This is a genomic window from Streptomyces varsoviensis, from assembly GCF_000718635.1.
GTDB lineage: Bacteria > Actinomycetota > Actinomycetes > Streptomycetales > Streptomycetaceae > Streptomyces > Streptomyces varsoviensis.
This window is the reverse complement of sequence record NZ_JOBF01000041.1, coordinates 14,483-35,089: the sequence shown is the minus strand read 5'-3', so window position 1 is coordinate 35,089 and position 20,607 is coordinate 14,483. Positions and strand designations below refer to the sequence as shown.

Here is a 20,607-nt window from a genome sequence, read left to right as displayed (position 1 = left end):
GGACAGCGGGGACAGCGGGGACAGCGGGGACAGCGGGGACAGCGGGGACAGCGGGGACAGCGGGGACAGCGGGGACAGCGGGGACAGCGGTATGGAGCGGAACGGATGCGGTTGACGATCTTCTGGCAGCGGATGGCGGATCACTTCGGTGACGCGTACGCCGATTCCTTCGCGCGCGACCACGTGATGTCGGAGCTCGGAGGGCGGACCGTGCACGAGGCGCTCGCCGCGGGCTGGAGCGCCAAGGACGTATGGCGCGCGGTGTGCGTCGCGATGGACGTGCCCCACGACAAACGCTGAGCCGCGGGGCGGCGCGGGGCCGCCGTGGCCGATGGGCCAGACTGACCCCCGTGGCCCCGACAGATGAGACCGCTCAGGATGACCGCCGGCCGCCCGCGCCCGGTCCCCGCATGCCTCGCTGGCTGCCGCGCGCCATGGCGCTCGCACTGGCCCTCTTCGCCTGCTTCCAGCTCGCGAGCTGGGCCTTCCACCAGCTCATCGGGTTGCTGCTGAACATCCTGATCGCGTTCTTCCTCGCGCTCGCGGTCGAGCCCGCGGTGGACCGGATGGCCGCGCGCGGCATGCGCCGCGGCCTCGCCACCGGCCTGGTCTTCCTCGGGGTCGTCATCGTCTCGGCGGGCTTCTTCGCGCTGCTCGGCTCGATGCTCGCCGACCAGATCTCCAACATGGTCGACGACTTCCCCTCCTACCTCGACTCGGTGATCAGTTGGGTCAACAAGACCTTCAACACCAGCCTGAACCGGGTCCAGGTGCAGGACAGCCTGCTGCACTCCGACTGGTTGCAGAAGTACGTGCAGAACAGCGCGAGCGGTGTGCTCGACGTCTCCGCGACCGTGCTCGGGGGTCTGTTCCGGCTCCTGACGGTGCTGCTGTTCTCGTTCTACTTCGCGGCCGACGGGCCCCGGCTGCGCCGCGCGCTGTGCTCCGTGCTGCCGCCCGGCCGCCAGGCGGAGGCGCTGCGCGCCTGGAACCTCGCGGTCGCCAAGACCGGCGGCTACATCTACTCGCGCGCCCTCATGGCCGTGATCTCCGGCGTCGCCCACTACATACTGCTGGAGGTCCTGGGCGTGCCGTACGCTCCGGCGCTCGGGATCTGGGTGGGGTTCGTCTCGCAGTTCATCCCGACGATCGGCACCTACCTCGCCGGCGCGCTGCCGATGCTGATCGCCTTCACGGTGGACCCCTGGTACGCGGTGTGGGTGCTCGGGTTCGTGGTCGTGTATCAGCAGTTCGAGAATTACGTGCTCCAGCCCCGCATCACCGCGAAGACCGTGGACATCCACCCGGCCGTGGCCTTCGGCTCGGTGGTCGCGGGCACCGCGCTGCTGGGGGCGGTGGGCGCGCTGATCGCGATCCCGGCGACCGCGACGCTCCAGGCGTTCCTCGGCACGTATGTGAAGCGCTACGAGATCACGGACGAGGCGCGGCTGCCGGAGCGGCCGCGTCGCAGACCGGCGGGGCGGGTGCGCCGCGCCCTGCGCCGGAACCCGCCGCCCGACGGCGGCGACGACGAGAGCTGAAACGGGGCGCGGGGCGGGGCCGCCCCCGGTCGCGACGGGGCTGTGTCCGCCGCGAGAACGAGCCTGAACCCGGCCGCTGCCGCCGTCCGGCCCGCCGTTCCGGGCGGCGTGGTGCGCTTGACACCGAAATCGAACAGCCATTCTTATAGAGGTTCCGGCCCTGGTTACCGGGACGGTCCCGGCCGAGTTATCCACAGGGCGGCACGACGTCAGGGCCGATTGTCAGTGGCAGGCGTTAGCGTCGTGGACGTGAAGCGATCGACTCAAGCAAATCGGGTGGAACCCATGGCAGGTACCGACCGCGAGAAGGCGCTCGACGCCGCGCTCGCACAGATTGAACGGCAATTCGGCAAGGGCGCCGTGATGCGTCTCGGTGACCGGCCGAACGACCCCATCGAGGTCATCCCCACTGGGTCGACCGCCCTCGACGTCGCCCTCGGCGTCGGCGGCCTGCCGCGCGGCCGTGTGGTGGAGGTGTACGGCCCGGAGTCCTCCGGCAAGACGACCCTCACGCTGCACGCCGTGGCCAACGCGCAGAAGTCCGGCGGCACGGTCGCCTTCGTCGACGCGGAGCACGCGCTCGACCCGGAGTACGCCAAGGCGCTCGGCGTCGACACGGACAACCTCATCCTCTCCCAGCCGGATACCGGCGAGCAGGCGCTGGAGATCGTGGACATGCTGGTCCGCTCCGGCGCCCTCGATCTGATCGTCATCGACTCCGTCGCCGCCCTGGTGCCGCGCGCGGAGATCGAGGGCGAGATGGGCGACTCGCACGTCGGCCTCCAGGCCCGGCTGATGAGCCAGGCGCTCCGCAAGATCACCAGCGCGCTCAACCAGTCCAAGACCACCGCGATCTTCATCAACCAGCTCCGCGAGAAGATCGGCGTGATGTTCGGCTCCCCGGAGACGACGACCGGTGGCCGGGCGCTGAAGTTCTACGCCTCGGTGCGGCTCGACATCCGCCGTATCGAGACCCTCAAGGACGGCACCGACGCCGTCGGCAACCGCACCCGCGTCAAGGTCGTCAAGAACAAGGTCTCGCCGCCCTTCAAGCAGGCCGAGTTCGACATCCTCTACGGGCAGGGCATCAGCCGCGAGGGCGGTCTGATCGACATGGGAGTCGAGCACGGCTTCGTCCGCAAGGCCGGCGCCTGGTACACGTACGAGGGCGACCAGCTCGGCCAGGGCAAGGAGAACGCCCGCAACTTCCTGCGGGACAACCCCGACCTCGCCAACGAGATCGAGAAGAAGATCAAGGAAAAGCTGGGCGTGGGCGTGAAGCCCGAGGACCTGCCGGCCGAGCCCGGCGCGGACGCGGCCTCCACCGTGACCGGCGACGCGGCCAAGTCCGTCCCGGCCCCGGCGACGAAGGCCGGCGCCAAGGCCGCCAAGACGGCGGCGGCCAAGAGCTAGCCCATGACACGGCGAACGGACTGGCCGGACAGCCCCGGCGCGGACGATCAGCCGGACCACTGGGAGGGAGAGCGGGAAGGGGGCCTCGGCCGGGGCCGCGCGAGCGCCGGACGTACGGGCGGCGGTCGTACGTCCGGCGGTCGCGGGGGCGGCGGCCGTACGTACGGGCGTACGGGCGGTGACTCGCGCCGGGGTACGGGCAGACGGGCGGGCGGCGACACGGCGCCGGACTCCGACACCGCACCGGATTCCGACACGGCCCCGGGCGTCGGCGCGGGGGGCGACGCGGGGCTGGGCGGCGGTCGGCGGAGCGAGGCGCCGCGCGACCCCGGTGAGCAGGCACGGGCGATATGCCTGCGGCTGCTCACCGGATCACCGCGCACCCGCAAGCAGCTCGCGGACGCCCTGAGCAAGCGCGACATCCCCGAGGACGTGGCGGAGGAGGTGCTGTCCCGGTTCGAGGACGTCGGGCTGATCGACGACGCGGCGTTCGCCGAGGCGTGGGTGGAGTCCCGCCACCACGGCCGGGGCCTCGCCCGCCGGGCCCTCGCGCGTGAGCTGCGTACCAAGGGGGTGCACACCGCCCTCATCGACGAGGCCGTCGGGCAGCTCGACGCCGAGCAGGAGGAGCGGACCGCCCGCCAGCTCGTCGAGCGGAAGCTGCGGGCGAGCCGCGGCCTCGACAGGGAGAAGCGGCTCAGACGGCTCGCCGGGATGCTGGCCCGCAAGGGATACCCGGAGGGGCTCGCTCTGCGTGTGGTGCGCAGGGCGCTGGAGGAGGAGGGCGAGGACCCGGAGCTGCTGGAGTACCACCTGCCGGACGCGTAGCGCGAAGCCTGACGTAGAGCGCGCCCGCCGCAGCGAGCGTCTGACGCAGCGAGCGCCTGACATAGCGCGCGGACGCCCGGCCTCCGGGGCGTGCGGCAAGATCATCCGCGAGGTGGGCGGCCAGGTCGTCCGGAGAGGCGTGAGCCCAGCCCAGGGGCGTGCGGCCGGGCGGTCGCCCTCGTCCACCGTCCACGGCGAGCGCCCACTCCCAGGGGCGGGCCGTTCCGGTGGGCGGGCCCTTCCCGTAGGGGCGATTCGGTGGGCGGGCAGGCTCTTCGGCAGGGGCCGATTCGAAGGGTGGGCGGGTTCACGGCGTATGGCATAGGGGGGGGCTGATTTCTGGGGTGAGCAGGGGGATAACCCCCTGCTCAAGACGCCGGGGGACAGCAGTGCTCCGGCGTGGGCACGACTGGAAGTCTGCGGGCATGGTCTTGTCGCGATATGCCCTCCAGACGGTGCGTGCCCGGAAAGGCGGCTTCATCGGCGCCCTGTTGGCGCTGATGTGTGCCGCGGCGCTCATCACCGCTTGCGGCGCGCTTCTGGAGACGGGCCTGCGCGGGGCCATCCCCACCGAGCGCTACGCCGCCGCGCCGCTGGTGATCTCCGCCGATCAGCAGGTCCACCAGACCACCGTCCGGAAACAGGGAGGCAAGACCAAGGTCAAGCACAAGGCGAAGCCGCTCACCGAGCGCGCCTGGCTCCCGTACGCGAGCGTCGACGCGGTCAGGGGCGTCGACGGCGTGCGCGCCCTCGTGCCCGAAGTCACCTTCCCCGCCCATGCGGTGCGCCCCGACGGCCGGGGCCTCGCCCAGGGCGAGGGCGGTGCGAGCTACGGTCACGCGTGGACGTCCGCCGCCCTCACGCCTTTCACCCTCACCCAGGGCCACGCGCCGAAGGCCGCGACCGATGTCGTCGTGGACCGGGAACTGGCCGACCGCGCCCATGTGCGGCCCGGCGACCGGCTCACCGTTCAGGCGACGGGCGACCCACGCACGTACCGCGTCACGGGCATAGCGGCGCCGCGCGGCGGCGACCTGCGCCGGCAGACCAGCCTGTTCTTCAGCACCGCCGAAGCCGACCGGCTCGCGGCGCACCCCGGGCAGGTCACCGCGGTCGGCGTCCTCCCCGAGCCGGGCGCCGATGCCGGGCGGCTCAAGCGGGACATCGGGCGGGCCCTCACCGGGACCACGGCGCAGGTGCACAGCGGGGACGGCCGGGGTCCGGTCGAGTTCCTCGACGCCGGTTCCGCGCGCGTCAAACTCATCAGCATGGGCGCGGCCATCGGCGCCACCTCGCTGCTCGTCGGCGTCCTCGTCGTGGTCGGCACCTTCGCCCTCGCCATCCAGCAGCGCCACCGCGAACTCGCGCTCCTCCGCGCCATCGCCGCGACACCGAAGCAGCTCCGCAAGCTGATCGGAAGAGAGGCGCTGCTGGTGGGGCTCGTCGCGGGGGTCCTCGGCGCGCTCGCCGGGCGGCCGCTCGCGTCCTGGCTGTACGGCCGGTTCGTCGCTCTTGGCGCGGTTCCGGACAGCCTGCGGCCCGCCATCAGCGTCTTCCCGATGCTGGCGGCCGTCGTCGCGGTGCTCCTGGGGGCCTGGGCCGCGGCCCGCATCTCCGCCCGCCGCATCGCCCGTATCCGCCCCGCCGAGGCGCTGACCGAGGCCGCCGTCGCGCCGGCTCGCCTCGGATGGTTGCGCGTGCTCGCCGGGGTGCTGGCCCTGGCCGGGGGCATCGTCCTGGTCGTCGTCCTGAGCGCGCTGCACACGGAGGCGGGCGCGACGCCGGTGTCCTTGGTCGTGGTCATCGTCCTCGCGATGGCCGTGTCCCTGCTCGGCCCGCCCCTGCTGCGGGGCGCCGTCGCGCTCCTCGCCGGGCCGCTGCGGCTCGCCCGTACCAGCGGCCCGCTCGCCACCGCCAACCTGCGGGCCGACGCCGCCCGGATGGCGGGGGTCGTCACGCCGCTCGCCCTCCTCGTCGGCATGGCCTGCACGGTGCTCTTCAGCCAGGCCACCCTCGCCGACGCCGCACAGCGGCAGGCGCGCGAGGGCAGCCGGGCGGACTGGGTGCTCACGTCGTCGGGGCCAGGGGTGCCGCGGGCCGCGGCGGCGGCCGTCCGCCGGACCTCCGGCACCACCGCCGCCACCGAGGTCGTACGGGGCACGGTGCGCGTCGGGCTCGACAAGTACCCGGCGCAGGGGGTGACCGCCGCCGGGCTCGCCGACACGTGGGACCCGGGCGTTCGGCGCGGCTCCCTCGACCGCTTCGGGGCCGACAGCGTCGCGGTCAGCGAACGCGCCGCCGACGACCTCGGCCTGGGCGTCGGCGGCAAGCTCAAGGCGACGCTCGGCGACGGTACGCCCGTCACGCTCACCGTCGCCGCCGTCTACGCCGACGGGCTGGGATTCGGCGACCTGACGGTGTCCCACACGCTGCTGTCCCGGCACATCGACAACCCCCTCGCCCGTGAGGTGTGGGTCAGGTCCTCCGGCGCCCGGGACCAACTCGCCGACGCCGTCCGGGGCTTTCCCGGCGTGCGGGTCGTCCCCGCCGCCGAGGCCGTGCGGCTCCAGTCCGCACAGCGGGAGTCGGACGCCGAGGTCAACAACCTCGCCATGGGACTCGTCCTGGCCTTCACCGCCATCGCCGTCGTCAACACCCTGACGATGTGCGTGTCGGCGCGCGTCCGCGAGTTCGCCCTGCTGAGGCTGGGCGGCGCGACCCGCCGCCAGGTCCTGCGGATGCTGCGCGTCGAGGCGGCGGCCGTCCTGCTGCTCGCGGTCGTGCTCGGCAGCGGGATCGCCCTGGCCGACCTGACCGCCTTCAGCATCGGCATGACGGGCGACGCGTCGCCGTCGGTACGGCCGCTCGCCTACGCGCTGGTGATCGGCGTCGCCGCCCTCCTCGCCCTCACGGCCACCGCCCTGCCGGGGAGGACGGCCCTCCGGCCGCGCCCGGCCGAGGCGGCGCCGGCCCGCGAGTAGCGCGCGAAGGCGCGCCCTCCCAGCGGGCGCGCGCCGCCCCGGTCGGCGCCTCGGCACCGACCGGGCGGTTTGCACGGCGCGCAGGGACCTAAGGCGTCCGCGCCGCCACCCCCATCGGCAGGCCCTAACCTTCCACCGGCAGCCCGGCGCTCCGCCAGGCCTGGAAGCCGCCGATCAGGTCTGTGGCGTGGTGGAGGCCGAGGCGGTGGAGGCTGAGGGCGGCGAGGCTCGATGCGTAGCCCTCGTCGCAGATCACGACCACGCGGAGGTCGTGGCCGCTCGCCTCGGGGGCTCGGTGGGGGGAGGCCGGGTCGAGGCGCCATTCCAGTTCGTTGCGTTCGACGACTAGGGCGCCGGGGATGAGGCCGTCGCGGTCGCGCAGGGCGGCGTAGCGGATGTCGACGAGGAGGCCGCCGTCGTCGCGGACGGCGGCGGCTTCCTGCGGGGTGAGCCGGGTCAGTGCGGAGCGTGCCTCGGCCAGCAGTTCGTCGACGGTCATGCCCACTCCTCGGCGCGTTCGATCTGTTCGAGCCGCAGCAGGGGGCCGGTGCGGCTGTAGCGCCGCATGAGCGGCAGCGGCGGGTAGTACGCGTGCACCGAGACGGCGTGCCGGTCCTCGGAGGCGTTGAACACCTGGTGCACGTGGTGCGGGCCGAACGCCCGGCCGCGGCCTGGAGGGAGGCGGCGGTGGCGGTCGACGCCGTCCGCCAGCTCCAGGGTCTTCCAGCCCTCGGTGGGGAGCTGGGCCGCCAGCGACTGCTCCGTCAGCTCGCCGGCCGCCGCGGCGAACGCGCCGTGCGAGCCGCCGTGGTCGTGCCAGCCGGTGCCGGTCCCCGGCGGCCAGCCGATCAGCCACGCCTCGCTGCCGCCGGGCCCCTCCAGCCGCAGCCACGTGCGGCCTTCGGGGTCGAGCGGCAGCGAGGCGACCAGTTCGGCGTTCGCGGCGATCCGCCGCGCGAAGGCCAGGAGTTCGGCTGCGGAAGGGGCGGAGGAGGCAGTGGAGACGGAGGAGGCAGTGGAGGCGGAGGGGGCCGACGCGCTCACGGCCGACGCGCTCACGGCGGACGCGCCCTCGGCAGACGCGCCCTCGGCCGACGCGCCCTCGGCGGACGCGCTCACGGCGGACGCGCCCTCGGCCGACGCGCCCACGGTCGGTGCGCCCTCGGCGGACGCGCCCTCGGCCGACGCGCTCACGGCGGACGCGCCCTCGGCCGACGCGCCCACGGTCGGTGCGCCCTCGGCGGACGCGCCCTCGGCCGGGGCGGCGGGCGCACCGCCATCGGGCACAGCGGAAGTACCTGCTACAGGAAGTGACACGGATAACCGTCCTGAAAGATCGCGAAGGTGCGCGGCCGGTTCGGACACGGCCGCGCGGGGAGCCTGGATCAGCAGGACGGACGACAGACGCAGCCCGCGTAGCGGACCAGGTCCAGATGGACCCTCCGCCAGAAACGCGTGCCGCTCTCCGTCACGTTCCGGAGTGAAGCACGGCGATACGCGCAGGTCAACGGTTGGCCGTAGCCTCACTCGGCGGCGCGGCCACCGGCACGGTCACGGCGCCGCCGCGCACCGCGTCCGCGCACGCGTACAGCTCGTCGGGGCGCACCCCCGAGAGGGCCGCCACCAGATACCCGTCCGGCCGCACCACGAGCACCGTGTGCGCCGCCGCGCCCGGGTACCCCTCGGCGACCAGCAGCTCGGCCCGTACCGGCAGCGCGGCGACCGCGGCCGCGAGCCGTGGCATCAGCCCGGCGCCCAGCCAGTGCCGCCGCTCCCACACCCCCGTGCCGGGGGCGACGAGCACGACCAGCAGGTCGCCCCCGAGCCGGTCCGTGAGCCGGGCGGCGGAGCCGTCCGGGGCCGTGACCGGCACGTCGGCAGCGGTCGCGCCGACGGCGGTGCCGACGGCGACGGAGCCTTCCGGCGCGCTGGCGGGCATCAGGGGCGTACGGGCGTACACGGGCGGCGCGCCCAGCGGGCCGCGCCCCAGATGCCCGTCGGTGAGCAGCGCGTCGCGCCCCCGCCCGGAGCCCGGCACCACCGCGCGCCGCACGACCCGCCAGCCGCCCGAGCCCCGGAGTCCGGGCAGCGCCTGGTCGGCGGCGCGCAGCCGGCGGCCGACGGCGGTCCGCCGCTCCGCCTGGTAGCTGTCGAGCAGCACCTCCGACGCGCCGTGGTGCTGCGCCACCCCCAGCTTCCAGGAGAGATTGTCGACGTCCCGCAGCCCCTCCTCCACCCCCTGCGTGCCGAGCGCGCCGAGCAGGTGCGCGGCGTCGCCCGCGAGGAAGGCGCGTCCGACGCGCCAGCGCCGCGCGAGCCGGTGGTGCACGGCGTGCACGCCGGTGTCCAGGAGCTCGTAGGGCGGTACGTCGCCGCACCAGCCCTCCAGCGAGTCCCGCACCCGGGTGATCAGGGCGTCCGGGGTGACCAGGTCGCGGCCCGGCGGCAGCAGCCAGTCCAGCCGCCAGACGCCGTCCGGCAGCGGCCGGGCCGTGACCTCGCCGCCGTGCGGCGGCGAGCGGTGCAGCACGCCCTCGCCGGGCCAGGGCAGCTCGCAGCGGAGCGCCGCCACCGCGTGCCGCTCCACGGCCGTACGTCCCGGGAAGCGCACCCCCAGCAGTTTGCGGACGTTGGAGCGGGCGCCGTCGCAGCCGACGAGGTAACTCCCGCGCCACCAGGTGCCGTTGTCGCCTCGGGTGCGGACGGTGACGCTGTCGGCGTCCTGTTCGAGGCTGTCGACGCGGCTGCCCTGGACGAGCTGGACCAGCGGCTGCCCGGCGAGCGCTATGCGCAGGGAGCGGGTGAGCACGTGCTGCGGGATGTGCAGCGGCGAGGGCCCCGCGGGCTCCACGCCCGCCTCGTCGTCGTCCGCCTCCGCGGGCCGGTCGTGCGCCGCGCCCGCGCCGGGGGTTTCGTCCTCCTCGCCGAAGGATAGCCGGCACACCTCCCCCCGGCGGCGCAGCGTGCGCCATCCGCTCCAGCGCGCGCCGCCCTCCAGCGGGCACCCCAGCCGGGCGAGCAGGGCCGCGGTGTCCGGCCGCAGCAGGACCGTACGGGCCGCGCGCCGCTCCTCGGCCCCCGTGCCCTCGTCGAGGACGACGACCGGCAACTCGTGGCGGGCGAGCCCGAGGGCCAGGGCCAGGCCGACGGGGCCGGCCCCGACGACGATCACCGGGTCCACGGGGCGGCCTCCTCGGCGCCGTGGACCGTGCGAACGGCGCCGCCGCTGGTGCGCCCCGGAGGGGACGTACGGGCTGTGTGGGGCGTACGGGCCGTATGGGGGTTGGCAGTTGAAGCCGGGGGCGCGATCACAGAACGTATGCAACCCACTGCGCGTGCTTGCGTCAAGTGACGCCAGCCTACTCGGCGGGGTACGGGAACGCGTGCGCCCCGTCGGCCGCGCACGGCGGCCGACGGGGCGTCATCGAAAGGCGCGTCAGGGGGCCTTGGGGCCGTCCGGGCCCGTCCCGGTCTCGCCCGGTCCGGGCGCCGCGCTGTGTCCCGGGTCGGCCATGACGGTCGCGGCGGTGCCCTCCAGCGCGGGCGGGGTGCCCTTGCGGCTGCGCCGGCTGCGCCGCTCGACCCAGGTGGCGAGCGAGGAGAGGGCGAGGCAGAGCAGGATGTAGATGGAGCCGAAGACGATCACCATCGGGATGAAGGCGTACACGCCGTTCACCGGCGGGGTCTGCTGGGCGAACGACTTGCCGACGAAGAGCAGCTCTTCGTAGAGGATGATGAAGCCGAGCGAGGTGTCCTTGAGGGTCACCACGAGCTGGCTGATGATCGACGGCAGCATCGAGCGGACCGCCTGGGGGACCAGGACGCTGGTCATCACCTGGGTCTTGCGCAGCCCGATGGCGTACGCGGCCTCGCCCTGGCCCTTGGGCACGGCGTTGATGCCGGACCGGAAGATCTCCGCCTGCACGGAGCCGTTGTAGAGCGTCAGGCCGATGACCAGCGCCCACATCGGCTCGGTGGTGAAGACCGCCGCGAACAGCAGGAAGATCATGATGAGCAGCGGCATCGCGCGGAAGAACTCCACGAGCACCGTCGCCGCCCACCGGACCGGCTTGTGGTCGGAGAGCCGCCCGACCGCCAGCACCGCGCCGAGCGCGAGCGAGAGGGCCGCGGCGATCGCGAAGGTCTTGAGCGTCGTCAGCAGGCCGTCGACGATGCGCTGCTGGGTGTCGGTGTACTCGTACGCCTCCCACAGCCCGGCCTGGAACTGCCCCGTGTCGTTGAACTTGTAGATGACGAAGGCGACCAGGGCGAGGATCGCGACCGTGGAGAGCAGGCCGTAGACCCGGTTGCGTGTCCGGGCCTTGGGACCCGGCACGTCATAGAGGACGCTGGAACTCATCGGGCCACCGCCAGCCGGTTCTCCAGCAGCCGGAAGAGGCCGCTGAGCGCGAAAGTGATGATCATGTAGCTGATCGCGATCCACACGAAGATCACGTAGATGTTGTAGCCGGCGGCCGAGTTCAGCGTCTGCTGCACCGAGCCCAGCTCGGTGACGTTGAAGCCGGAGGCGATCGCCGAGTTCTTGGTGAGGGCGATCAGCAGGCTGCCGATCGGCGGCAGCGCCGTGCGCCCGGCCTGCGGCAGCACGATCTGGCCGAGGGTCTGGCCGAAGGTCATCCCGATCGACCGGGCGGCCTCGGCCTGCCCCACCGGCACGGTGTTGATGCCGGAGCGGATCGCCTCGCAGATGAACGCGGAGGTGTAGCACCCCAGGGCCATCACGGCGAGCCAGAAGGAGTCCCACCCCTTGAGGCCCAGCGCGGGCAGCCCCAGGGTGACGACGAGGAAGAGGAGCACCAGCGGGGTGTTGCGCAGCAGCGTCACCCAGGCGGTGCCGAAGACGCGCAGGGCGGGCACCGGAGAGACGCGGAACGCGGCCATGAGGGTGCCCAGCACCAGTGCGAGCAGTGAGCTGAGGGCCGTCAGCTCGACGGTTCCGAAGAACCCTTCGCGGAACATCGCGAAGTTGTCCACCAAAACGTTCAAGTCAACTCTCCGGGGATCGCGTGGCGGACGCCCGCGGGCGCGGCGCCCGGCTCCGGGGAACCGGCGCCGCGGCCGCGGAACGCGTGGGCGTCAGCCGCCGCCGCTGGGCGGGTCAGTAACGGTCGATCTCGGGGATCGACGGGGCGGCGGCGCCGGAGAGGCCGAGCGTCGCGTCGTACGCCTTCTTCCAGTCGCCGTTGTCCTCGTGCGCCTTGATCGCGTTGTTGACCGCCTCGCGCAGCGCCTTGTCGCCCTTCTTGAGGCCGACGCCGTAGGGCTCCTTGGAGAACGTCTTGCCGACGACCTTCAGGGCGCCCTTGTTCTGCGCGGCGTACCCCTTGAGGATCGAGTCGTCGGTCGTGACGGCGTCCACCGAGCCGTTGACCAGGTCCTGCACGCAGACCTGGTAGGTCTGCTGGGCCTTGACCTCTCCGACGCCGTACTTCGGCTCCTTGATCCGCTGGAGCGGGGTGGAGCCGGTCGCCGAGCAGACCTTCTTGCCCTTGAGGTCCTCCGGGCCCGCGATCTTGCTGTCGGCCTTCACCAGCAGGTCCTGGCCGGCGATGTAGTACGGGCCGCCGAAGTCGATCTGCTTCTTGCGCTCGTCGTTGATCGTGTACGTGCCGACGTACAGGTCCACGCCGCCGCTGGCGATCTGGGTCTCGCGGGCCTCCGAGGGCACCGTCTTCCAGGTGATGTGGTCCTCGTCGAAACCGAGGTCCGCGGCGATCATGCGGGCGATCTCGACGTCGAAGCCGGTCCGCTTCTTGGTGGTGGGGTTCTCGAAGCCCAGGCCGGGCTGGTCGGCCTTGGTGCCGATGGTGATCTTCTTGCCCTTGATCTTCGAGAAGACCGGCGAATCCTTCACGTCCGCGGAGGTGTTCACCTTGTACGGCGCCAGCGCCGGGGCAGACTTGCCGCCGCTCGCCTTGTCGGCATCGTCGTTGGGGCTGCCCGACTTCCCGCAGGCGGTCGCGGACAGCGCGAGCGCGACCACGGCGGCGGCCACGGATGCGGTCTTGCTGAGCTTCATGGTGAACATCCTTTGCGTCGGAAGAATTTGGCGTGGCGCGCGACCGGCGGGCCGGGTGATCGGCCGGTCGTCCGGTCGGCCGGCGGACGGCCGAGGCGGTCGGCGGGCGATCGGCTTCGTCGATGCGGGCACGGCCCGTGCGGCGGGAGCAGTGGGTACGGCGGGTGCGGCAGGTGCGTCGTACGGTGTGCGGCGGGTGCGGTGCGCGAGGGGCGTACGGGCGTATGGGCGGTGCCGCGGCCCCGGCGCGCGAGCGGGGCGCGGACAGTGCGCGACCGGCGTGCGCCCGGTGCGCGGCCGGGAGACGGCGGCGCGCGGTCAGTGATGCAGGATCTTCGACAGGAAGTCCTTCGCCCGGTCGCTGCGCGGGTTGCTGAAGAACTGGTCCGGCTGCGCCTCTTCGACGATGCGGCCGTCCGCCATGAAGACCACACGATTCGCCGCGGAGCGCGCGAACCCCATCTCGTGCGTGACCACGATCATCGTCATGCCGTCCCGAGCGAGCTGCTGCATGACCTCCAGCACCTCGTTGATCATCTCCGGGTCGAGCGCCGAGGTCGGCTCGTCGAAGAGCATCACCTTCGGGTCCATGGCCAGCGCCCGGGCGATCGCCACACGCTGCTGCTGACCGCCGGAGAGCTGGGCCGGGTACTTGTCCGCCTGGGCCCCCACGCCGACCCGGTCGAGCAGGGCGCGGGCCTTGTCCTCGGCGGCCTTCTTCTCGACCTTGCGGACCTTCGTCTGACCGAGCGTCACGTTCTCCAGCACGGTCTTGTGGGCGAACAGGTTGAAGGACTGGAAGACCATGCCCACGTCCGCGCGGAGCCGGGCCAGCTCCTTGCCCTCCTGGGGCAGCGGCTTGCCGTCGATGGTGATCGCTCCGGAGTCGATGGTCTCCAGCCGGTTGATGGCCCGGCACAGGGTCGACTTGCCGGAGCCGGACGGCCCGATGACCACGACGACCTCGCCGCGCTCGATGGTCAGGTCGATGTCCTGGAGTACGTGCAGGGCGCCGAAGTGCTTGTTCACGTTCTCCAGGGCGACCAGGACGTCCGCCGCGGGTGCCGTGTCTTTGGTGCCCTTGGTCACCGGTACTTCGCTCATCGGCGTTCCTCGCTCCGTCCTCCGTGGTTGGAAGGACAGTAATGACGGTCGTCGCACAGCGTCATTACATCTGAGCTGAAATTGAGCATAACGATCCGGCCGCAAAGCGACACTCCGCCGCAAGGCGGCGCACGGGCGTACCGGCTGCATAACGGAAGGCCACGTGGGCAACGGAACCCCTTGACGAGTGCCGCTTCCATCGGCGTGGATTCGGTGTCGGCACACCGCGTGACCACCGGTGCGCGAAGCGCCGAAGATGAACCGCTGACGAACCAATACGGAAAAAGACAGAAAAAGGCAGAAAAGGGGGCCGGGGCGATGCGACTGCTACTCGTGGAGGACGACGAGCGGGTCGCCGCGGCCCTCGCCGCGGTGCTCGCCCGGCACGGCTTCGACTGCGTGCACGCCCGTAACGGGGAGGAGGCGCTGGCGGCGCTGCTGCCCGGCACGGGCGCGCCCTTCGGCTGCGTCCTCCTCGACCTCGGCCTGCCGGACCAGGACGGCTTCGAGGTGTGCGGCAAGATCCGCAAACGCACCAGCACCCCCGTCATCATGGTCACCGCGCGGGCCGACACCCGTTCCAAGATCCACGGCCTGAACCTCGGGGCCGACGACTACGTGGTCAAGCCGTACGACACCGGCGAACTCCTCGCCCGTATCCACGCCGTCGGCCGCCGCACCCCGCCCGTAGGCGGCCCGGCCCGGACGGGCCCCCGCGACGAGCCCCGGCGCGCGCTGCGAGTCGGCGCGGTCACCATCGAGCTGCCCAACCGCCTGGTCCGGGTGGACGGCGCGCCCGTACCCCTGACCCGCAAGGAATTCGACCTGCTCGCGCTGCTCGCCCAGCGCCCCGGCGTCGTCTTCCGCCGCGAACAGATCATCAGCGAGGTCTGGCGCACGAGTTGGGAGGGGACCGGACGCACCCTGGAGGTGCACATCGCCTCCCTCCGCTCCAAACTGCGGATGCCCGCGCTGATCGAGACGGTCCGCGGCGTCGGATACAAGATCGTCGATCCGGTCGGCTGACGGCCGCGACGAGCCCGTGCGCACCCGACTCCTCCCCCTGCTCATCGTCTTGCTGGCCGGGGTCCTGGTCGCCCTCGGCCTGCCGCTCGCCGGCAGCCAGGCCGCCGCCAAGCAGCAGCGCGTCGTCGTCGACCGCATCGACGACACCGCGCGCTTCGCCTCCCTCGCCCAGTACGTCACCACCCGGCCGGCGCAGGGCGGCGAGGAGGAGGACGAGCGGCTCACCACGCTCACCGACGAACTCGCCCGCTACGAGAGCGTGTACGGCATCCACGCCGGGGTCTTCTACCGCGACGGCACGGCCATGGCCGCGGCCCCGGCGGGCTGGACCGTACCGTCGTGGACCGAGGGCGAGCGGGCGTTCCAGGAAGCGCTCGCCGGCCGCCGCAGCCACGACCCCAGCCAGGTCTGGCCCTGGCAGCAGCACGCCCGCCTCTTCGTCGCCTCACCCGTCGTCCGGGACGGCGACGTCATCGCCGTCGTCGTCACCGACTCGCCCACCGGGCAGTTGCGCTCGCGCATCCTGCACGGCTGGCTGCTGCTCGTCGCGGGCGAACTGGCGGCGATGCTGCTCGCCGTCGGCGCCGCGTTCCGGCTCACGAGCTGGGTGCTGCGGCCCGTACGGACCCTCGACGCGGCCGCGCACGGCATCGCCACCGGCCGCATGAAATCCCGCGTCGCCCCCGGCGGCGGCCCCCCTGAACTGCGCCGCCTGGCCCGATCGTTCAACGAAATGGCAGACAACGTCGAGAACGTGCTGGAACAGCAGCGCGCCTTTGTAGCCGACGCCTCGCACCAGCTCCGCAACCCGCTCGCCGCGCTGATGCTGCGCATCGAACTCCTCGGCCTCGAACTCCCCGAGGGCAACGAGGAGATCGCCTCCGTCAAGAGCGAGGGCAAGCGGCTCGCCCGGGTTCTCGACGACCTCCTCGACCTGGCGCTGGCCGAACACGCCCCCGCCGACCTCCGGCTCACCGACATCGCGGAACTCGCCGCCGACCGCGTCGGCGCCTGGTCCCAGCTCGCCGTCCGCGAGGGCGTCGACCTCGCCTACCGGGGCGCCGCAGCCGCGACGGGCTGGGCCGACCCCGTCGCCCTCTCCAGCGCGCTGGACGCCGTCCTGGACAACGCCCTGAAGTTCACGCCCGAGGGCGAACGGGTCCGCGTCGGCGTCCGGGCCGACGGCGACAGCGTCACCCTCGTCGTCGCCGACGGCGGCCCCGGCCTCACCGAGGAGGAGCTGGGCCGCGTCGGCGACCGCTTCTGGCGCAGCGGCCGGCACCAGAACATCTCCGGCTCGGGCCTGGGCCTGTCCATATCCCGGGCCCTGCTCGCGGCGGGCGGCGCCACCATCGCGTACGAACCGAACGAGCCGAACGGGCTGCGGGTGACGATCACGGTGCCGCGCCACGGCGACGAGTGAGCGAGGCCGGCCCGGCCGGGGACGGGCAGGGACGGGCCCGGGACCGGCCAGGGACGAGGACACAGCCCCTCGAAGCTCGACCCGCAGGCAAGCCCCTCAGGGCTTGACCGAGAGGTAGTACCGCCGCGCCCCGTCGTGCAGCGGCAGCGGATCGGTGAACACGGCGGTGCGTAGATCGACCTTCTGAGCGGCGTGCACCTCCACGCCGATCCGGTCCCGGCTCCTGATCACCGTGCGCGTCACGCTCTCGGCCAGCGCCTCGTCCGTACGGTCCGTGGTGACCAGTAAATTGGCGACCGCGATCGTCTTCACCGCGTGCGTGGCATGCAGTTCGGGATAGGCGTCCACGGGCATCACGGCCGCCCGGTAGTAGCGCGCCTTCGCGCCCAGCCGGTGCAGCGGGCCCGTCAGATCGCCGAGCTGCACGAGCCGGATCGGGGAGCGCAGCGCCAGATTCTGCACCGCGGCGGTCGGCAGCCCCCCGGACCAGAAGAACGCGTCGATCTTCCCCTCCGCCAGGAGCCGCGGCATCTGGTCGATGCCGACGCGGACGGGCGTGATGTCCCGCTCGAAGTCCAGCCCCGCCGCCTCCAGCAGCCGCCGCGTGATCAACTGCACGCCCGAGCCGTCCTCGCCCACCCCGACCCGCAGCTTGCCCAGGTCCCGCGCGGAGCCAACGGGCGATCCCTTGGGGACTATGAGCTGCATGTAGTCGTCGTAGAGCCGGGCGCACGCGCGCAGCCGGTCCGCGTCCCGGCCGTGCCCGTCCAGATACGCGGCGACCGCGTCGGCCGTCGCGATCGCGAAGTTCGCCTCCCCCGCCATGAGCTTGCGCAGGTTGTCGACCGATCCCTCACTGCGCGTGAGCCGTACGTCCAGGGCGGGCGAGTCCCGCGCGAGATCGTCCTTCAGGAGGTCCCCGTAGCGCGCGTACACGCCCGAGGGCACCCCCGTGGCCAGCGTCACCCGTCCCCTGACCACCGGCGCGCTGTCGAACGGCAGCAGCCACCACCCCAGCAGCGCGAGCACGGCGGCGATCACGGCGGCGCCCGCCAGGGCGCGACGCCTGCCCAGGCGGGGAAGTGCGGTGACCATGGGCGGGATACTGCCAGTCGCCCCCGCCCCTGGGGAGGGGCGTGAAGAGCATCGATCGGGTAACGGGCGCCGACGGGGCGCCCGGCTCCGAACCGTTCCTCCTGATCACCGTCGGTGACCTTACCGCCGGTCCGGCGACCGCTCCGCGGGCCTTTACCCTGGACAGGTGAGCGGTGACGATGTGGTTGGCGGAGCAGTGGGCGGCTTGAAGACGTACGAGGTGCGCACCTACGGGTGCCAGATGAACGTCCACGACTCGGAGCGGCTGTCCGGCCTATTGGAGGGCGCGGGCTATGTCCGCGCGCCCGAGGGGACCGCCGAGGGAGACGCCGACATCGTCGTCTTCAACACCTGCGCGGTCCGGGAGAACGCCGACAACAAGTTGTACGGCAATCTCGGCCGGCTCGCCCCCATGAAGGCGAAGCGGCCCGGCATGCAGATCGCCGTCGGCGGCTGCCTCGCGCAGAAGGACCGAGACACCATCGTCGAGCGGGCCCCCTGGGTCGACGTCGTCTTCGGCACGCACAACATCGGCAAGCTGCCGGTCCTCCTGGAGCGCGCCCGCGTCCAGGAGGAGGCGCAGGTCGAGATCGCCGAGTCCCTGGAGGCGTTCCCCTCCACGCTGCCGACGCGGCGCGAGAGCGCGTACGCGGCCTGGGTGTCGATCTCGGTCGGCTGCAACAACACCTGCACCTTCTGCATCGTCCCGGCGCTGCGCGGCAAGGAGAAGGACCGCCGCCCCGGCGACATCCTCGCCGAGATCGAGGCGCTGGTCGCGGAGGGCGTCTCCGAGATCACCCTGCTCGGCCAGAACGTCAACGCGTACGGCTCCGACATCGGCGACCGCGAGGCGTTCTCCAAGCTGCTGCGCGCCTGCGGGAACATCGAGGGCCTGGAGCGGGTCCGCTTCACCTCGCCGCACCCGCGCGACTTCACCGACGATGTCATCGCCGCCATGGCCGAGACGCCGAACGTGATGCCGCAGCTCCACATGCCGCTCCAGTCCGGCTCGGACACCGTCCTCAAGGCGATGCGCCGCTCGTACCGGCAGGACCGGTTCCTCGGCATCATCGAGAAGGTCCGCGCCGCCATGCCGGACGCCGCCCTCTCCACCGACATCATCGTGGGCTTCCCCGGCGAGACCGACGCGGACTTCGAGCAGACCCTGCACGTGGTGCGCGAGGCCCGCTTCGCGCAGGCCTTCACCTTCCAGTACTCCAAGCGCCCGGGCACCCCGGCCGCCGAGATGGACGGACAGATCCCCAAGGCCGTCGTGCAGGAGCGGTACGAGCGCCTGGTCGCCCTCCAGGAGGAGATCTCCTGGGCGGAGAACAAGAAGCAGGTCGGCCGCACGGTGGAGGTCATGGTCGCCGAGGGCGAGGGCCGCAAGGACGGCGCCACGAAGCGGCTCTCCGGCCGCGCCCCCGACAACCGGCTGGTGCACTTCAACCCCGCTCTGCTCGCGGCGGACGGCGCCGAGGGGGAGGCCGAGGAGCCGGTGCGGCCCGGCGACATGGTGACCGTCGAGATCACCTACGCCGCCCCGCACCACCTCCTCGCCGAGGGCCCCGCCAAGGCCGTGCGCCGCACCCGCGCGGGCGACGCCTGGCAGAAGCGGCAGGGCGCCCCCGCCGAGCCGCCCAAGGGCGTCATGCTGGGCCTGCCCGGCATCGGCGCCCCCGCCCCGAGCGCGACGCCGGTCGCATCGGGCTGCGGCTGCGACTGAGCAGGGGGGACAGGCCGCCGCCCGGGCAGCGCGTCAGGCGCCGACCGGGCACGCGCGACAGGCGCCGACCAGGTACGCGCGACAGGCGCCGACCAGGTACGCGCGTCAGACGCCGGCCGGGTACGCGCGTCAGGCCGCTGATCGAGGACGCGCGGGGCGGCCTTCAGATGCGCGCGGGAGGCCGCCTGCCGGAGGCCGGGGCTCGGGCGACCCGCCCGGACGCCACGCGCGGCGGCGCGGGGCGCGTGCCCCTCGCGGGCGACCCGATGGCGCGGGGCCGCCTTGTTAAGGTGCGGCCATGCTCGTAGCCGCCGCAGTCTGCCCCTGTCCGCCGCTGCTCGTCCCGGAGGTCGCCGCCGGGGCCGCGCCCGAGCTGACGGAGCTGCGCGCCGCGTGCGTGGACGCCGTCGCCGTGCTCGCCGCCGCCCGCCCCGAACGGCTCGTCGTCATCGGCCCCGCCGACGAGGCGGGGCGCGGCCCGCACCCCCAGGGCACGCCCGGTTCGTTCCGCGGCTTCGGCGTGGATCTGGACGTACGGCTCGGTCCCGGCGAGGCCGCGGGGGAGGGGGAGCTGCCGCCCTCCCTGGCGGTCGGCGCCTGGCTGCTGGAGCGTACGGGCTGGTCCGCCGCCCCGGTGGAGGGGCTCGGCGTCGGCGAACCCCTGGCGGGCGACCGCTGCCGGGAGGTGGGCCGGGAGACGGCCGCCTCGGCCGACCGCGTCGCCCTCTTGGTGATGGGCGACGGCAGCGCCTGCCGCACCCTGAAGGCCCCCGGCTACCTCGACGAGCGCGCGGAGGGCTTCGACGCCCGGGCGGCGCGCGCCCTGGGCGCCGCCGATGTCGACACGCTGGCCGCGCTGGACGAGGAACTGGCCCGAGAACTGAAGGTCTCCGGCCGCGCCCCCTGGCAGGTCCTCGCGGGCGCGGCCACGGGCGCGGGGCTCAGCGGCGCGCTGCTCTACGACGAGGCGCCGTACGGGGTGGGGTACTACGTAGCCACCTGGTCCTAGCGCGGACCGGGCGACACGGGACTCGTGTGTCCCCGCGCTCGCCGTACGGGGACGGCGCGGCACCGGACATGGCGCGACGCGGGCGCCTTAGCGCCGGACATGGCGCGACGCGGGCGCCGCGGCGGAACCGTGGTCCCCGCCGCCCCGCACCCGCGTCGCGGAGGGTTCAGGAAGGCGCCGAGCCGCCGCCCGCGCCCTTGCCATCGCCTTCGTCCTTCCGGGCGAGGCGGTCGAGGGCTTCCTTGGCCTTGCCCGTGCCGGTCTCGATCTGGCTGCTGTACTTGCCCTTGGTCTTGGAGTCGACCGTCCGGGCCGCCTTCGCCAGACCCTGCTCGATCTTGTCCCCGTGCTGCTGCGCGAGGTCGCCGGCCTTGTCCTTCACCGGTTCGAGCTTGGCCTTCAGATTGTCCAACAGGCCCAT

General features: G+C 73.1%; 19 protein-coding genes. 9 read left to right on the top strand and 10 right to left on the bottom strand.

Translation table 11 applies throughout. The annotated features are described in order from the left end of the window. Positions 1 to 105 precede the first annotated feature (105 nt). From IF55_RS34590 to IF55_RS34570, 5 genes are all read left to right on the top strand, one after another. Positions 106 to 300: a DUF3046 domain-containing protein gene (locus IF55_RS34590; RefSeq protein ID WP_030892257.1), complete on the top strand. Its 195-nt coding sequence runs from the start codon at positions 106 to 108 to the stop codon at positions 298 to 300. 110 nt (positions 301 to 410) lie between these two features. Beyond that, the gene (locus IF55_RS34585; protein ID WP_048833048.1) at positions 411 to 1,541 is read left to right on the top strand and encodes an AI-2E family transporter; all 1,131 of its coding nucleotides are present in this window, start codon (positions 411 to 413) and stop codon (positions 1,539 to 1,541) included. A 285-nt stretch (positions 1,542 to 1,826) separates the two neighbouring features. Continuing rightward, a complete protein-coding gene (recA, locus tag IF55_RS34580) occupies positions 1,827 to 2,954 on the top strand; it encodes a recombinase RecA (protein WP_030892251.1) in 1,128 nt (375 codons plus the stop codon). A 3-nt stretch (positions 2,955 to 2,957) separates the two neighbouring features. Next, complete coding sequence (gene recX / locus IF55_RS34575) at positions 2,958 to 3,782, top strand: recombination regulator RecX (protein ID WP_037967299.1); 825 nt, start codon at positions 2,958 to 2,960, stop codon at positions 3,780 to 3,782. 425 nt (positions 3,783 to 4,207) lie between these two features. Then, positions 4,208 to 6,763, top strand: coding sequence for an ABC transporter permease (locus IF55_RS34570; protein ID WP_030892247.1), 2,556 nt, complete (start codon positions 4,208 to 4,210; stop codon positions 6,761 to 6,763). A gap of 124 nt (positions 6,764 to 6,887) precedes the next feature. On the opposite strand, the gene IF55_RS34565 is transcribed toward IF55_RS34570, so the two are convergent. The 8 genes from IF55_RS34565 to IF55_RS34535 all read right to left on the bottom strand — a co-directional run bounded on the left by IF55_RS34565 (position 6,888) and on the right by IF55_RS34535 (position 13,907). Further along, positions 6,888 to 7,262, bottom strand: coding sequence for a rhodanese-like domain-containing protein (locus IF55_RS34565; RefSeq protein ID WP_030892244.1), 375 nt, complete (start codon positions 7,260 to 7,262; stop codon positions 6,888 to 6,890). Then, positions 7,259 to 7,807 carry a cupin domain-containing protein gene (locus IF55_RS34560; RefSeq protein WP_037967307.1) on the bottom strand — a complete coding sequence of 183 codons (549 nt, stop codon included), beginning with the start codon at positions 7,805 to 7,807 and terminating at the stop codon, positions 7,259 to 7,261. Before IF55_RS34560 ends, IF55_RS34565 begins: the two co-directional genes overlap by 4 nt. A 341-nt stretch (positions 7,808 to 8,148) precedes the next feature. Further along, the gene (locus IF55_RS41385) at positions 8,149 to 8,235 is read right to left on the bottom strand and encodes a putative leader peptide (protein WP_342668371.1); all 87 of its coding nucleotides are present in this window, start codon (positions 8,233 to 8,235) and stop codon (positions 8,149 to 8,151) included. A gap of 32 nt (positions 8,236 to 8,267) precedes the next feature. Next, positions 8,268 to 9,944, bottom strand: coding sequence for an FAD-dependent monooxygenase (locus IF55_RS34555; RefSeq protein ID WP_030892238.1), 1,677 nt, complete (start codon positions 9,942 to 9,944; stop codon positions 8,268 to 8,270). A gap of 255 nt (positions 9,945 to 10,199) precedes the next feature. Continuing rightward, positions 10,200 to 11,123 carry an amino acid ABC transporter permease gene (locus IF55_RS34550; protein ID WP_037967297.1) on the bottom strand — a complete coding sequence of 308 codons (924 nt, stop codon included), beginning with the start codon at positions 11,121 to 11,123 and terminating at the stop codon, positions 10,200 to 10,202. After that, positions 11,120 to 11,770, bottom strand: coding sequence for an amino acid ABC transporter permease (locus tag IF55_RS34545; RefSeq protein ID WP_030892232.1), 651 nt, complete (start codon positions 11,768 to 11,770; stop codon positions 11,120 to 11,122). Before IF55_RS34545 ends, IF55_RS34550 begins: the two co-directional genes overlap by 4 nt. Before the next feature lie 112 nt (positions 11,771 to 11,882). After that, complete coding sequence (locus IF55_RS34540; RefSeq protein WP_030892229.1) at positions 11,883 to 12,803, bottom strand: glutamate ABC transporter substrate-binding protein; 921 nt, start codon at positions 12,801 to 12,803, stop codon at positions 11,883 to 11,885. A 318-nt stretch (positions 12,804 to 13,121) separates the two neighbouring features. Then, on the bottom strand, positions 13,122 to 13,907 hold the full coding sequence (locus IF55_RS34535; RefSeq protein WP_030892226.1) for an amino acid ABC transporter ATP-binding protein: 786 nt from the start codon (positions 13,905 to 13,907) through the stop codon (positions 13,122 to 13,124). Positions 13,908 to 14,225: 318 nt separating this feature from the next. Between IF55_RS34535 and IF55_RS34530 the strand changes: the two genes are divergently transcribed. Then, positions 14,226 to 14,933, top strand: a complete 708-nt coding sequence (locus IF55_RS34530; protein WP_030892223.1) for a response regulator transcription factor — start codon at positions 14,226 to 14,228, stop codon at positions 14,931 to 14,933. Positions 14,934 to 14,949: 16 nt separating this feature from the next. Then, complete coding sequence (locus IF55_RS34525) at positions 14,950 to 16,356, top strand: sensor histidine kinase (RefSeq protein WP_030892220.1); 1,407 nt, start codon at positions 14,950 to 14,952, stop codon at positions 16,354 to 16,356. 96 nt (positions 16,357 to 16,452) lie between these two features. Here IF55_RS34525 and IF55_RS34520 read toward each other — a convergent pair whose 3' ends face one another. Beyond that, positions 16,453 to 17,451, bottom strand: a complete 999-nt coding sequence (locus IF55_RS34520) for a TAXI family TRAP transporter solute-binding subunit (protein ID WP_030892217.1) — start codon at positions 17,449 to 17,451, stop codon at positions 16,453 to 16,455. Positions 17,452 to 17,617: 166 nt separating this feature from the next. Between IF55_RS34520 and miaB the strand changes: the two genes are divergently transcribed. Together miaB and IF55_RS34510 are read left to right on the top strand one after the other, a co-directional pair. Then, positions 17,618 to 19,177 (top strand): tRNA (N6-isopentenyl adenosine(37)-C2)-methylthiotransferase MiaB, encoded by a 1,560-nt coding sequence (gene miaB, locus IF55_RS34515; RefSeq protein ID WP_398243723.1) that lies wholly within the window; start codon positions 17,618 to 17,620, stop codon positions 19,175 to 19,177. Between the two features lie 298 nt (positions 19,178 to 19,475). Then, a complete protein-coding gene (locus IF55_RS34510) occupies positions 19,476 to 20,186 on the top strand; it encodes a class III extradiol dioxygenase subunit B-like domain-containing protein (protein WP_030892213.1) in 711 nt (236 codons plus the stop codon). A gap of 166 nt (positions 20,187 to 20,352) precedes the next feature. Here IF55_RS34510 and IF55_RS34505 read toward each other — a convergent pair whose 3' ends face one another. Next, positions 20,353 to 20,607, bottom strand: coding sequence for an antitoxin (locus IF55_RS34505; protein WP_030892210.1), 255 nt, complete (start codon positions 20,605 to 20,607; stop codon positions 20,353 to 20,355).